This is a genomic window from Flavobacterium sp. GP15 (assembly GCF_014281985.1).
Lineage (GTDB): Bacteria > Bacteroidota > Bacteroidia > Flavobacteriales > Flavobacteriaceae > Flavobacterium > Flavobacterium pygoscelis.
In genome coordinates this window covers 730,331-744,163 of record NZ_JACFTC010000001.1, presented here as the reverse complement: position 1 = coordinate 744,163, position 13,833 = coordinate 730,331, and the positions used below count along the sequence as shown (strand labels likewise).

Annotated in this window: 13 protein-coding genes; all 13 read right to left on the bottom strand. The window is 31.7% G+C overall.

Annotated elements, in window-relative coordinates; all coding sequences use genetic code 11:
* Nucleotides 1–252: 252 nt before the first annotated feature.
* The 13 genes from H2650_RS03310 to H2650_RS03250 all read right to left on the bottom strand — a co-directional run bounded on the left by H2650_RS03310 (nt 253) and on the right by H2650_RS03250 (nt 13,833).
* Nucleotides 253–1,506 carry a murein hydrolase activator EnvC gene (locus H2650_RS03310; protein WP_188049330.1) on the bottom strand — a complete coding sequence of 418 codons (1,254 nt, stop codon included), beginning with the start codon at nt 1,504–1,506 and terminating at the stop codon, nt 253–255.
* Between the two features lie 22 nt (nt 1,507–1,528).
* Entirely contained in the window at nt 1,529–2,341 is an 813-nt protein-coding gene (locus H2650_RS03305) for a DUF4292 domain-containing protein (protein WP_255462786.1), read from the bottom strand.
* On the bottom strand, nt 2,341–3,690 hold the full coding sequence (locus H2650_RS03300; RefSeq protein ID WP_188049329.1) for a lipopolysaccharide assembly protein LapB: 1,350 nt from the start codon (nt 3,688–3,690) through the stop codon (nt 2,341–2,343). Before H2650_RS03300 ends, H2650_RS03305 begins: the two co-directional genes overlap by 1 nt.
* Nucleotides 3,691–3,732: 42 nt before the next feature.
* Nucleotides 3,733–4,743, bottom strand: a complete 1,011-nt coding sequence (locus H2650_RS03295; RefSeq protein ID WP_188049328.1) for a sugar phosphate nucleotidyltransferase — start codon at nt 4,741–4,743, stop codon at nt 3,733–3,735.
* Between the two features lie 224 nt (nt 4,744–4,967).
* Nucleotides 4,968–5,402 carry a dUTP diphosphatase gene (dut, locus tag H2650_RS03290; RefSeq protein ID WP_188049327.1) on the bottom strand — a complete coding sequence of 145 codons (435 nt, stop codon included), beginning with the start codon at nt 5,400–5,402 and terminating at the stop codon, nt 4,968–4,970.
* 214 nt (nt 5,403–5,616) lie between these two features.
* Nucleotides 5,617–7,089, bottom strand: coding sequence for a lipopolysaccharide biosynthesis protein (locus H2650_RS03285; RefSeq protein WP_188049326.1), 1,473 nt, complete (start codon nt 7,087–7,089; stop codon nt 5,617–5,619).
* 109 nt (nt 7,090–7,198) lie between these two features.
* Nucleotides 7,199–7,651: a hypothetical protein gene (locus tag H2650_RS03280; RefSeq protein ID WP_188049325.1), complete on the bottom strand. Its 453-nt coding sequence runs from the start codon at nt 7,649–7,651 to the stop codon at nt 7,199–7,201.
* An 11-nt stretch (nt 7,652–7,662) separates the two neighbouring features.
* A complete protein-coding gene (locus H2650_RS03275) occupies nt 7,663–8,106 on the bottom strand; it encodes a GNAT family N-acetyltransferase (protein ID WP_188049324.1) in 444 nt (147 codons plus the stop codon).
* A 229-nt stretch (nt 8,107–8,335) separates the two neighbouring features.
* The gene (locus H2650_RS03270; RefSeq protein WP_188049323.1) at nt 8,336–8,920 is read right to left on the bottom strand and encodes a hypothetical protein; all 585 of its coding nucleotides are present in this window, start codon (nt 8,918–8,920) and stop codon (nt 8,336–8,338) included.
* Between the two features lie 556 nt (nt 8,921–9,476).
* Nucleotides 9,477–10,214: a DUF542 domain-containing protein gene (locus tag H2650_RS03265; RefSeq protein ID WP_188049322.1), complete on the bottom strand. Its 738-nt coding sequence runs from the start codon at nt 10,212–10,214 to the stop codon at nt 9,477–9,479.
* Nucleotides 10,215–10,234: 20 nt separating this feature from the next.
* Nucleotides 10,235–11,134 carry a hypothetical protein gene (locus tag H2650_RS03260; protein ID WP_188049321.1) on the bottom strand — a complete coding sequence of 300 codons (900 nt, stop codon included), beginning with the start codon at nt 11,132–11,134 and terminating at the stop codon, nt 10,235–10,237.
* A 45-nt stretch (nt 11,135–11,179) separates the two neighbouring features.
* Nucleotides 11,180–12,769 (bottom strand): beta-carotene 15,15'-monooxygenase, encoded by a 1,590-nt coding sequence (locus H2650_RS03255; RefSeq protein ID WP_188049320.1) that lies wholly within the window; start codon nt 12,767–12,769, stop codon nt 11,180–11,182.
* Nucleotides 12,769–13,833: an HlyD family secretion protein gene (locus H2650_RS03250; protein ID WP_188049319.1), complete on the bottom strand. Its 1,065-nt coding sequence runs from the start codon at nt 13,831–13,833 to the stop codon at nt 12,769–12,771. Before H2650_RS03250 ends, H2650_RS03255 begins: the two co-directional genes overlap by 1 nt.

Below are 13,833 nucleotides of genomic sequence, written 5' to 3'. Positions count from 1 at the left end.
AGCTTTTTAATACACCTAGAATTTGATTTTTTTAAAAGTTTGAGCAATGAAAATCTCCATTTCTACTCAACGAATTTTAGAACTTTCAATGATTCTTTATGTAGTAAGATGCTAAATGATTGAAGATTTATTACTCTTGGTTTAAAAAACTCTGATTTCAGGAATACGTAATCACTAAAAGTAAACCCATAAAAAAAGCACTATCAAATTCTTAATAATTTGATAGTGCTTTTTTGTATGTTGTCGGATTGCTTATCTTCCAGACAACCAATTATCAGGGTCATTATAAGTCGTATTTTGAAGAATCAAGAATTTAAGAACGGTTTTCCCAGTCTCTCCATTGGTTCTAACTGTTCCAATACTTTGCTTAATGCTTACCTTATCTCCTTTGCTTACGCTCACAGAACTTAAGTTTTGATACACCGTAAAATAATCACCATGTTGTATCATTACCGCTTTATTTACCGGAGACAACACAATTACACTTGTGACCTCACCACCAAAAACGGCTCTAGCATTCGCTCCTTTATCCGTTGTGATCTCAACACCACTATTGTGAACTGTAATAGTATTAAAAAGTGGATGGGTTTGATTTCCGTAGCCTAAAGATATGTATCCCTTTTCGACAGGATAAGGTAATCTACCTCTATTGGCTCTAAAATTGTCGGCTATTATTTTCGCCTCGGGTGTCAACTCAATCTTTGATGAGGAAACCGCTGCTTTAGAAACTGGTGCACTCGGATTTGCTTTTGCTTTTTCTGCGGCTGCTTTTCTATTGGCTGCTGCAATAGCCTCTCTAATTAATTTATTAATTTGTCTATCTACAAGTCTATATTCTTGTTGCTTTTTACTAATTTCTTTAGAGATCTTATTTTTATCTTTTTTGATAACATTAACCAACTTTACTTGCTCTTGTTTCTCTTTTTCTAATGATATTCTTTCTCTTTCATTTTCAGCAATCAACTTTTGTTTGGCTGTTTTTTGAATGTTAAGTTTATTATTAAAATCAACTAGTTTTGTAGATTTTGATTTAATTTCTTCTCCCTGCATTTTTCTATACCCAGTATATTGCTTCATGTATTGCGCTCTTTTGTAAGCTTGCAAAAAGTTTTCAGAAGACAATAAAAACATAGCTCTACTTTGCTCCGATCTACTTTTATATGATTTCACAATCATTTTAGCATAATCCTCTTTAAGAATCTCTAGCTCTTTTTTGAGTTTATTAATCTGAACTTGATTAATATACATATCATTACTCAACAATTTAGTTTGCTTTTCAGTAGTATTTATTAATTTCTCTTTCAGTTGTATCTTTGTGTTTTGAATAATAACCACATTAAAAGCAGACTTTTCTTTTTTCTTTACGCTCTGCAATAGCTTTTCATTGTCTCGAATTTCTTGTTGAATTTGAGCTTTACGTTGTTCTAATTTTTCTTGTTGGGATTCCTGACTCCATAGCAATGAAGTTATACAGATAAAAATTAGGGTAAGGAGAAATTTTGGCATATTAAAAAATATTTTTGCAAATTTACTTAATTATAATTCTTTTGTACCCTTTTGGAACACTATAAGGAAAAGAAAGTTCTTCATTAAAAGTAATCGAGTTGTAATCTAGATTAATTTCGACATTTCCTTTCTTCTGAAATGTATTAATCTGTACAGCGGTAGGCAATGTTCCCTCGTTATACACTTTATTGTCTGCATAAGCTACTTTTATAGTACGCTCTTCTGCCGTTTGGGTAATTTCTTGTTTCTCAATCAAGAATTTTGTAGCATCCAAAAAGAATGATTTTTTTGTGTTTTTATTGGAGGTTTCTTCTAATCGGTAAGTCTGCTCCAATAATGATTCTAAATATTTGCCTTTTGTTAGATCATCAATAGCTTGTCCTAACAACATATTTTGAATTTTACTATAGTCCAAATCCGTACCCAACCATTCGCTTAAACTACTAAAATCTCCTTCAAAATACTTGCTATTTATCTTTTCATAATAATTAACAGACGTAGGAGTAATCAAAGCTTTAGCCATTGTTATTCCCAAAAATCGAATGCTTACTAAAATCTGTTCGTCTTTTTTGATTCTGATTTCGGCGGTTACATTTTGGGTTTGCTTGTCATCCGCATAACGCACATTAGACTTTATATATAATGTAGAAAATTGAATTTTATTGTTGTAATAATTCTCAATTATTTTTTTGGCCGTCATATAATTTGCTTCTTTTACGGGTTCATTACTTGCCGCAACTGCAATCGCTTTTGATTTACAAGAAACTAATGCCAATGAACTCACTAAACAAATTAGTATTGCCGATCGCATTCTTGTTACTGTTGTATTTTTCATTATTTTTTTTCTTTTAATAATTGATTGGCTTTAGAAAAATACAATTCTTTTTTCTTAAAATCACCTAAACCATTATAGGATTCTCCCAATTGAATATTGAAATTTATTTCTAATTCCTTATTCTCCACTACATAATCCATGCCCATTTCTAGTAAGTCCTTTGCTTTTTTATAGTCTTGCAACTGATTTTTAGCCAAACCTGCATAATAATAAAACTCCGGCTGTGTGGGAAAACTCTCGATCATTTCTGTTGCTTTTTTGGCAACAATATCAAATTGTTTCATTTCGGTAAAGGCTTGCAACAAAAGTAAATTAGTCTCTAAAGCTTCCTCTGTCCGACTAACTGCCGATTTCTCATAATATTTTATAGCGGTAGCCCATTCTTTTTTTGAATGAAAAAATCTCCCGATCTCTTTTGCAACATCAACAGATTTATCCGTGTCAAAATAATTTACCGCTTTCTCTAAATCAGTAGCATATTGTGGATTTTTGAAGCTAAAAATCAAAAACTCATTGAGTATTCTATGTTTAATTTTAGAGTCAATTTTAGAACTAGCCAAAACAACATTCATCGCATTAATTGCTTTTGGAGCATCATTTGCTTCTAAATAATCTTTGAATAAAGTGACTTGCGCCCACTCTGAATTCGGAATTGCTTTTTCAAGCTTTTTTACAATTTCAAAAGCTTTAGTTTCCTCTTTGTTTTTAGAATACAAAAAAATCAAACTCAAATAATTCGATTCTTCTTTTGGATACTTTTCAATTTGAGCAATTAAATTGTTAATCTCTATATTTTGAAACTTTCCTTGAGAAAGAATCTGGCTTTTGTATAATTCTCTTCGATCCGTTTTGCCGATATTTTCCTCCAACTCCTGAATTAAAACTAATGCTTTTTCAAATTGATTGGTTGCCATATACAAAGACGTTAAATCTTCCTTGTACTTCGGATCAAATTCAATTAGTTTTTGGATGACAATAATTCCTTGATTAAAATTTTTAGTTTCGTAACAAACATCATACATTCCTACCCAAAACCATTTATTTTTTGGATCAATTTTAGCAGCACTTTCAAAATAATTATAGGCATTTTTATAGTCCTTTAAGGCTAAATAATTTTTCCCTAATTCAAAATAAATTGATGCTTCATTGGGTTTAATTTTATTGGCTTTGTCTAAAACGACTATTGCTTTATCATAATTTTCAATTCCTTTTTGAAGCAAGGATTCGTAAAAATAATCTTGAAATTGATCTGCATCTGACTTGATTTCCTCGGATTCCGTTTGTGCCCACAGCAAAGCTGAATTGCATTGCAAAACGAATAATAAAATTATGTAAAACGGTTTTTTCATAATTTCTTTTTTATCCTACCCTTTAATGAGGCAGTGTATAGATTATTCTAAAACAGAATAATCTCCTATGCTAATGTTTGTAAAGTTACCATCAAAACTGGCGTGATTTCCAATCATTGCATTGTCTAAATTGGCATTTTTTACATGGGAATGTGTTTGAATCAAAGAATTTTTTATTGTGCTATTTTGCACATGGCAACCGTCTCCTAAAGAAACATTAGGACCTACCGTTGCATTAATTAAAACTACATTTTTACCAATATAGCAAGGTGCAATAATAGTTGAATTTTCCTGTTTTACATCATAGTCAACTAAATGTTCTCCATCATTGTGCAAGAATCCTAACATTCTAGAATTGGTTTCTACAGTTACATTTTTGTTTCCACAGTCCATCCATTCCGCTACTTTTCCCGGAACAAACTTCATCCCTTTGGCCATCATTTGCTTGATACCATCATTGATCTGGTATTCACCACCATGAATAATGTTGTTGTCTAATACTAGTTGCAATTCGTTTTTTAATACGGCAATATCTTTGAAATAATAAATTCCAATTACAGCCAGATCGGATACAAATTCGGCTGGTTTTTCGACCAACTCTACTATTTCATTAGCGGCATTTAGTTTTACTACACCAAATGCTTCTGGTTGATCAACTTGTTTGACCCAGATGACACTATCAGCCTCTTGGTCTAAATCAAAATCGGCACGAATTAGTGTATCGGCGTAAGCTATAACTGCTGGTCCGCTCAAAGAATCTTTAGCGCACATAATTGCGTGACCGGTTCCTAAGGCTTCGTTTTGGTAATAAATAGTTCCTTTAGCGCCTAATTTAGTAGCAATTGCTATTAATTCTTCTTCAACTTTTTTGCCAAAACTTTCGTGAATAATAAAGGCAACTTCCTCTATATCTTGTTGTAAAACACCTGCAATATCTTCGACTAAACGATGTACAATTGGTTTTCCGGCAATAGGAATTAATGGTTTAGGAATAGTTAATGTATGTGGGCGAAGGCGTGATCCACGACCTGCCATAGGAACGATTATTTTCATATTATTTTTTTAACCGCAAAGTTCACGAAGGTTTTTCGCAAAGTTTACGAAGGTTTTAATTATTATTTTTAGCCTCAGATTAAACTGATTTCCGAGGAGTTTTATGTTATTGCGAGGAGTTACGAGGCACGAAGCAAAGCAATCTCAACCTCTAATTAATAATTTATTTTTATATAACATCTCGACTGCGCTCGATGTGACAACTGTTTACTGAACGCTGAAAACTACTTTACTCCAGTACTACCAAAACCGCCTTCTCCGCGAGAAGTCTCTGTTAGTTCTTGTACTTCAATCCATTCTGCGCGTTCGTGTTTGGCAATAATTAGTTGTGCGATACGCTCTCCGTTTTGAATTACGAAATCTTGATTGGATAAATTTACTAAAATCACTCCAATTTCTCCACGATAATCCGCATCAATCGTTCCAGGCGAATTGAGAACAGTGATTCCGTTTTTGGCAGCGAGACCGCTTCTGGGACGCACTTGCGCTTCGTAACCAATTGGCAGAGCAATAAAAAGACCCGTTTTTATGATGGCTCTTTCTAAAGGTTTTAACGTTATCGGTTCGGTTATAGTAGCTCTTAAGTCCATTCCTGCTGAAGCTATGGTTTCATAGTTTGGTAAGGCATGTCCTGATTTGTTAATGATATTTATTGTCATTCTATTATTTTTTTGAAATTGAAATGTGTTTTTAAAAGAATAGTACTGTTGTATTCTAAGTCCTAGCCGTGATGGAAGTGGAAAGCCTTTTTTTATAAAATTATATTTTTTCTGGTACAAAAAGAGCGACTGGAAGAAGCTCCTTTTTGGTGCCTAGAAAAAAATAATTTTAGGAAAAAGCTTGAAACGTACAGCGCGATTAGCTCCAAGAAATTTAAATTTTATTTGGTTTTCGTTTTAAAATTTTAGTTAATAATTCTTTTTCGTTGTGGTATATAAAATACATGAATAAGAGTAATAACGGGATTCCGACAAAATAATTCTCTCTAAATCCGTAAAATGAAATCGCAGAAAAACCGATGGAAACCAATAGATATATGGCTATTTTATTGATGTCGTAAGGGATTGGATAGTATTTGTTTCCAAAATAATAGGAGATTCCCATCATACTGCCGTACGCTGCAATAGTGGCAATTGCGGATCCGTAATAACTCATCGTTGGAATTAATAAATAGTTGAGCGCTAATGTTATGATAGCTCCCACAATTGAAATATAAGCGCCATAATGTGTCTTGTCGATGAGTTTGTACCAAACCGAAAGATTGGTGTAAATTCCGAGAAAGAAATTTGCCAAAATGATAAGCGGCACCACTTTCATGGCTTCCCAATAAGAAGAGTTTTGAATCATTATTATTTTTAGAATATCTGCAAAAACGATGACCGAGAGTAAGATAAAAGAGCCAAAAATGACAAAATATTTGGTAATGGTCGCGTAAGTTTGTGGCGCATTTTCATTGGATGCATGACTAAAAAAGAAGGGTTCTATTCCTAAGGTATAAGCAGTGCGATACAAAACCATAAATAAACCTAGTTTGTAACAAGCCGAATATACTCCGACCTCTGAGGCTGCAATGTTTTGTGGTAACAAATAGCCTAGTAATATTTTGTCAAATTGTTCATTGATGGCAAATGCAATTCCAGCAATCATGATAGGCATTCCGTATTTCATCATTTGTTTCCACAAATTATAATCAAACTGCCATTTTAGTTTGAAATAATTGGGTGAAAGCACTAGAAATGTCAATAAGCTAGCAACAATATTAGATACGAAAATATAGCCAATCTGGAAATTCTCGATATAAAAAGTACTTAGGAAATGGTCTGGATTTGATTTTGCTATCGCGGGTAACGAAATCAAAAAGAAAAGGTTTAGAAATAGATTGACCGCTACATTTCCTATTTTTATTATGGCATATCGTATCGGTTGTTGATTGACCCTTAACTTAGAGAAAGGAACAATTACCAAAGCATCGAGCACTAGAATCCAAATGGTGTAAGTAATAAATTGCACATCTATTCCTGACCATCTTGCAATAGTATTTTGGGTTAACAAGGACAAAACTAAAAATATAAAAGAGGTCCAGAATATAGAAACCGAGGACGTCTCTACTACAGCATTTTTATTTTTTTCTTTATTGTAAAATCTAAAAAAGGCAGTTTCCATTCCGTATGCGAGAATTACATTGAAGAAAATCATACCAGCAAAAATGATGGAGATTTTTCCGTATTCCTCTTTTGGCAGTAAATCGGTGTATAAAGGAACTAATAGGAAACTAAACATTCGCGGAATTACCGTTGCCAATCCGTAAATAGCAGTTTGTTTAAAAAGATTTTTATATAATCCCAAAATGGTGTGTAAATTAAATTAAAGGAACAAAAATAACTATTTCTTTGATTTAATCCTCCGATGTGTCTAATTGTTTTAGAAGAGCTCTAGTCGAAATAATAACATAAAACTATCGGACTACTCTTTCAATTACATTTGTAATTTTGAAATAGTTTGTTTTTTTGTTAATTTGATATTCTAGCACCGCTTCATTAGATTTTAATTCAAATTTTGATTTTGTTATAACCGGTGGTTTATTTGCATATTCCTTGGTACTATCTGAATCTAAAATCAAATCTACTTTTTTAGAGTTCGCAGTAAAATGAGCTACAAATTTATTAGTAGTTATGGCCTCAATAACAGCCTGCTGATTGTGAAAATAAACTTTTTTTAAGTGGATCGTTTTGGCTAGCGGTATTTGGAACTCTATGTAAAATTGAATTGTACTTTTCTCTATGTTTTTTTGATAGAAAACAGATTGTATTTCTTGAGGAAATTCCATTTGAAGTTCTTGTTTAATAGCACAAAATGTTAGAACAAAACAAAGAATAAAGAGGGAAATAATGGTTAATATTTTTTTCATTAGCATAAACGTTAGCTTAGTCCTTCTTCATTTAAGATTTTAAGAAAATGAAATCCCTTTGGCACATATCCTTGATTGTAATAAAACCGATGTGCGGTATAATTTCCGGTAAAAGCATCGAGAACAATCATGGTGCAACCCATCTCTTTTGCTTTAGCATCAATATAATCTGTCATCATTTTTCCAATGCCTTTGGATCGGTGATCAGGATGTACAATAAAGTTATCTATTTCTAAATATTTACCCGACCAAAGTTTTGTTCCAGACCATAATCCTGAAATTCCTACGCAAACACTACCTTCAAAAACAGCTACTTGCTTGTAATTGTGAGGGATCATTTCTGTAAGATACGAATCATATTTTTCTATCGTAAATTTAGAATATAAATGTTGCATGACTTCAAATTGAGCCAGCATTTCTTGCTTTGTGGTAAGTTCTTTAAGTTCTATTTTCATGTGTAATTTAAAAAAGATAAAATTAACCAAAAAATCGGTACGATAAAAAAGTACTCAAGGAATAAAGCTATTTATAGAATTAGCGTTTTAGAAATTGGTATAAATTATAGTTCTCCATAAATTTATTTAATGATATAAAAATTTAAATCTAGTTCGTTGAAATACAATACTTAGAAATACTAAAAAGGATCGGCAGTACCGATCCTTTTCTACATAAATTATTAAACTATTACTTCATGGATTCAAAATAAATCACCTCTCCTTGGGTTGTTATTTGTAAAACACTTTTTTTTCCGTTTTTCAAAATTTCGAGGAAATAATTATCTTTATCAAAAGGTTTTCCGTAAAAAAGCATATTTGTTACATTCTCTTCATTATCATCATAATAAATTACACTTCCTTTACTGTATTCTTTATACTTTTCATTAATTTTATTTTGAGCATTTACAGGTAAATCACTGTATTTTTTAATTGTGGTGGTTCCTATTAATTTTGAATCTTGGTCATAAAAAGCAGCCATTGCATCTCCTTTTTTCATAAAACTTGCTTGGTCAAAACTATCAGATTTTTTCCATTTTGCATTAGTTATACCTTTAAAATCTTTGATAAACTGACTTTTTGATTGCTCGCTAACCTCTTGCGATTTTAGTTTATGAAGTTCTTTTCTAAGAACCTTTTTCTCTTGTTTTTCGTTCGTGTCTTTTTTGTCTAACGATTTTATTTCGCTTTTCAATTTTTGTTCCTGAACTGTTTGCGCCTGAGATACTGCAAACGTTAACATAACAGCGCCAACTAATAAAATTACTTTTTTCATGATTTTTTAAATTTAAATGGTTTGTAATTCTTTATTAAAATTGATTTTAGGGCTGTAAAAATTGGTTATGTATTATTGCAAATCGATTGGTAAAAGTGAGTTTAATTTATAAATCAGTTGTATTAGAAATAATGAAATAACAATTAAAAAATTCTACTAAACTGTATTCTTAAAAAGCTTTCCATAATTAAAATTGGTTTAAAAAATTATAAAGTCGCGCAATTATTAAAATAGTATCCAATATAGCTTATAGATAAATTTACCAATCCTGATGCGTTGCTAATGTAATTAATTCTACTCTTTTACATTATAAAAAAGACTGAATTAATGTTGTCCTAGTCTGAGAGTACTGTAAAAATTGAGGAGAAAAAATAAAGCGATAATCCATTAAAGATGAGTATATTAATTAACAATTTAGCCTATCAAATTTACGTGATAATTTAGTGCAGAATTTTACTTTAACATTATCTTATAACAGAAAAGTACCAATTAGCTCGAATCCAATTTTTGAATTTTGATTCAATACTTATGTGTTATTTTTTTAAATTCAATTATATCAAAAACAGCGATTTTTTAATAAAAGAGCTTCAACTTCAAGTGCTTTTGGATACAATAAGTTGTTTTCTAAATGAAGTTGTAATTCTAACTTAGTTTCAAAATCATTAAGCAATTCCATTACAACCTTGTAAGCATTACATTCTTTGTTTTGCACTGCATAATTATTACATAATTCTCTAATTTCTAGAAAATGTTGGCCCTCAAAATTATTCTCTTGAATAATATTCTGGCTATGAATTTTAATGATTCCTAGGTATTTACAATCAATAGTTTCTTTGTTTTCGATCAAGTTTCCCATTTTTCTTACGTAAGGAAATAAGACAAAACGCTCTTTGTTATTGTGGTTTTCAATTTTCTTAAAAACCTTAGTAAAGAGTTCCATAATACAAGTAAGTTCTGGTCTTAAATCTCCGTATTCCTTGCAAAGAACAAACAAGTTTTCAATAATCTTTGGCGCCCTGTTTTTGGTATAAGAATGGTGTTTTTCCTCTATGTAGCAAGCCAACTCACTTATCGACCAACTATGAAAATCCAATTGTTTTGGATCGGTTTCAGCTATCGCATTTTGCAGATCTTGAACCAGTATTTTACTTGAAATGTTCTTACTTTCACACACTTCTTGAAGGGTTCTTTCTCCTCGGCAATAATAATCAATTCCGTACTTTTTAAAAACTGGAGCCAATCGGTAATCCTCTGTTACTAATTCACTCAAAGTATTGTTTTTTAGACTAAACATATTGTAATGTTTTAATTTATTTATAAAATAAGATTATAATCGCTCTCTAGATTTTTAATCATTTTGGTAACTGCATTTTTAAAATGAACATCTTCAATTTCTTTGTACTTGACCTTTTCCTTACTGCTTAAAGGTTTGATGAAAAACAAACAAAACAACTGACGCCATTCCTGATCTGTTCTATCTCTATTTTCTGCAAATTGTTGCTGGTAAGCAGTAAATCGAGATTCAAAAAAAAGATCGATATCTTTGATATGATTTATTATTTGATGTTTTTCTAAATAAAATAATAAGAGCGAAATAATTTCAGTTGTTTGCTCTTGTTGTTTAAAACCAACAGGTGTTTTACTGATTAGTAACACACAATTAAACAAAAGCATTTCAAATCTTCCTTCACAATTTGCATATTTATACCTCGGAAATTTCTTGACACCATCATAGGCTTTGCAAAATAAGATTTGTGCCCTTTTATTTTTAACTCCTAAATGATTTTTTGGATCGTTTACAAAATCACTAGAAATTCCTTCTAGTTTTAAGAGTGTTATCTCTTTTAATACACCTGATTTTGTAGCAATAATATCGGATACCATTTGATGAAACATTTTTTTTTGATTTTCATTTTCTAAAAAATACCATTCTTGATTATCGATAATATTTTCAGAATTGATTCGTTCGATTTCAACGCATAAAATTCCATCAAATTGGGTTAAAACTAGTAGTAATGAACCTCTATGATTTGAAATTTCAAAGGTTAATGAATCTGAACTTTCATGCTCAAGTCGAATGTTCTTATCAATATGTTGGCATAATGCTATTAATTCTGAATAGATGTATTTAATATTTTTCTTTTTACTCTGTTGGAAATTGTAAAATAATAGTCCAAAAATAATGACTGCTCCGGCCAAATAAAATATCCACATAATGCTTAATTTAAAAATAAAATAGCCTACCAATCCTTCGATATATTAAAAAGGAGAGGGTTGGTTCTTAGAAATAGTCACAATAGTTCGATTGATGTAGGGAAATAAAGCAACTAGTAATATAGTCACTACAAGTAACGTACAAATCATTTCATAATAATCTATCCCAAATCGGATGTGGTTTTGCACATTTACTGCGTTTACAACTACTTTGTTAGAGAGTTTAGTAGATTTTCCTAATGCAGAACCATGTACTATTAAGGAATTGCTATACTTTACTAATTGTTGTTTTGCTATAGGATTCAAAACACTAATTTGATTCTGAAATGTATTATAATGTTTGCTTTTTGAAAACAGTTCATAATAATTCATTAGGCCTGCGCTCAGATAAAAACCCAAGCAACGCATCAGTAAACAAATTCCTGCTGAAGTAACACCAAAGCGCTCTGGAACTGACGAAACCATAAAAATGATAGACGGAGTCATTAAAGTTCCTACACCAAGTCCTTGAAGGAATAAAGGCAAATAAAAATAACCTTCGTTAGCCTGTGTTGTAAATAGAAAAATCATCCCTGCATGGTAAATTAACAATAGTGAGAATCCATAAAGCCATAATAGCCTAATGGGACGATGTTGCAGAATATAAACCCCAGCACTGATTACACCAACTACAATTCCTAGAATATTCAGTAATGTAATATCGCCGATATGCAGCGGGTCTAGTTTTAAAACCGTTTGAAAATAAGTGGTTGTAACACCTAAAGCAAACCTGCAGATATAAAAAATAAGAATGACCGCACCTCCAATATAAAAGTTTCTATATTTAAAAACGGCAAGATCGAAATAAGGACGTTTGAGGCTGGATTGTCTGAGCAAGAATAAAACCAATAAAACGAATATTGATACAATACTCCAGAAAATTCTAGGATCTTCTAGCCAATAATATTCTTGTCCGTAAACCATAATGTAACCTATTAAGCAAACAAAACATGCATAGAGAATAAAACTTGCCCAATCCAATTGATATAAAGGAAATTTTACGTCTAAGTGAACATTGTTCATAAATAAATAGATAAATACTAAACTTGGGAAATACGAAAATATAGCACATTTGTATAAAAAGTTGAAGTTGAATGAATCTACAATATTGGCGGTTAGGAAATTATTGAGTGGAATCATGCAAACTAGCATTCCAAAAAAAATAGAATATCCTATAATTCTAGCCCTTTCAGTTCGAAGCTGCGAATAGATTAAGGATAAAGAAAGATTTACAGTCATTGTAAAAGCCATTCCTTGTATGAATCTAAAAACAAAAAGGATAGAAACTTGCTGTGTACTGTAACAGATATAGGAAGTCACAATTTGGATTATTGTAATGATGATAAAGTATTCTTTTGCAGCTAAAAATCTAAAAAAACGTCTTTCTAAAGAAAAGAAACTCACATAGCCTGCATAAAACAAGGCAACCGAATAAATAACATCATACGTCTCAATTCCAGTATTTCCTGCTGCGGCAGCTACATTTGTCATCGGAAGAAAGAAAAGCACAAGACTTGGCAAGAGTACTATAAAGAGTACTATTTTTATGAGCCAGTTGGGCACCCAATCTTTAAATAAGAAAATTTTAGGAAGCATTAATTCTGATTTTTAGCAATCGAAACATTTACGTTCATTCCTGCTTTTAATAATTCAATATCCTTTTTAGATCCTGTTACTCTAATTCTTACTGGAATTCGCTGAACAATTTTTACATAGTTTCCAGTAGAGTTGTCTGGTGGTAATAAAGAAAAACTAGATCCAGTAGCAGGTGAAAGTGAAATAACAACACCTTTGAATTCCTTTTTAGAATACGCATCGGCTGTAAAGCGTGCCGTATCACCAATTTTCATGGTTTCTATTTGAGTTTCTTTGTAATTGGCGACAACCCATTTGTCTGTTTCCGAATTAACAATATAAGCCAGCACTTCTCCAGCATTGATCATTTGTCCTTTTTCAACGGTTCTTCGCCCCATAACGCCATCATAAGCAGCTCTAATAATAGTATAAGAAACATCAAGCTTATGACGATCTAATAAGGCGCTCAATCGCTTTATCTCGGCTTTTACAACTTCTTCTTGCGCTTTTGCATCATTAATTTCTGAAAGCGAAGCACTGTATTTATCATTTGCAGATCGTTGTTCTGCTTCGGCTATTTTATACGAAGCTTCTTTAGCTTCAAATTGTTGGTTGGTAGCAGACTCTGAAGCGACTAATTTTTTATATCGCGAATATTCGAGGTTTTCTTTCCACAATGCCGCTTTGGTAACCAAAATTTTAGACTGATTTACTTGTGCAGTTTTACTTAATGTGGCCACTTTACTTTTCCACACTTCCAGTAATGCTCTAGCATTAGACAAAGCCGCTTCTGTTTGTTCTTCCTGAATTACGTATTCCTGATTATCAATTACTAATAAGGTATCCCCTTTTTTGACTGCTTCATTTTCTTCAAATTTAATGGCTACAATAAAACCTCCTGCTCTAGATATTACGGGATTTATATATTCTTGTACTTGAGCGTCATTAGTGTTTTGATTAAAGTAAATGTCAACCATCGTAATCACGCCCCATATTGATAAAACGATTGCAATGCTTCCAGCAATCCAGGCTGTTATTTTTGTGATGAGTTTATCTGTTACTGTATAATTATTTTTGTGTCTCAT

Coding starts and splice junctions, on each gene's coding strand:
- H2650_RS03300 (WP_188049329.1), bottom strand. CDS start 3,690: ATGAAAAAACCGTTTTACATAATTTTATTATTCGTTTTGCAATGCAAT.
- H2650_RS03255 (WP_188049320.1), bottom strand. CDS start 12,769: ATGCTTCCTAAAATTTTCTTATTTAAAGATTGGGTGCCCAACTGGCTC.
- H2650_RS03265 (WP_188049322.1), bottom strand. CDS start 10,214: ATGTTTAGTCTAAAAAACAATACTTTGAGTGAATTAGTAACAGAGGAT.
- H2650_RS03310 (WP_188049330.1), bottom strand. CDS start 1,506: ATGCCAAAATTTCTCCTTACCCTAATTTTTATCTGTATAACTTCATTG.
- H2650_RS03280 (WP_188049325.1), bottom strand. CDS start 7,651: ATGAAAAAAATATTAACCATTATTTCCCTCTTTATTCTTTGTTTTGTT.
- H2650_RS03250 (WP_188049319.1), bottom strand. CDS start 13,833: ATGAGACACAAAAATAATTATACAGTAACAGATAAACTCATCACAAAA.
- H2650_RS03275 (WP_188049324.1), bottom strand. CDS start 8,106: ATGAAAATAGAACTTAAAGAACTTACCACAAAGCAAGAAATGCTGGCT.
- H2650_RS03260 (WP_188049321.1), bottom strand. CDS start 11,134: ATGTGGATATTTTATTTGGCCGGAGCAGTCATTATTTTTGGACTATTA.
- H2650_RS03295 (WP_188049328.1), bottom strand. CDS start 4,743: ATGAAAATAATCGTTCCTATGGCAGGTCGTGGATCACGCCTTCGCCCA.
- H2650_RS03305 (WP_255462786.1), bottom strand. CDS start 2,341: ATGAAAAATACAACAGTAACAAGAATGCGATCGGCAATACTAATTTGT.
- H2650_RS03270 (WP_188049323.1), bottom strand. CDS start 8,920: ATGAAAAAAGTAATTTTATTAGTTGGCGCTGTTATGTTAACGTTTGCA.
- dut (WP_188049327.1), bottom strand. CDS start 5,402: ATGACAATAAATATCATTAACAAATCAGGACATGCCTTACCAAACTAT.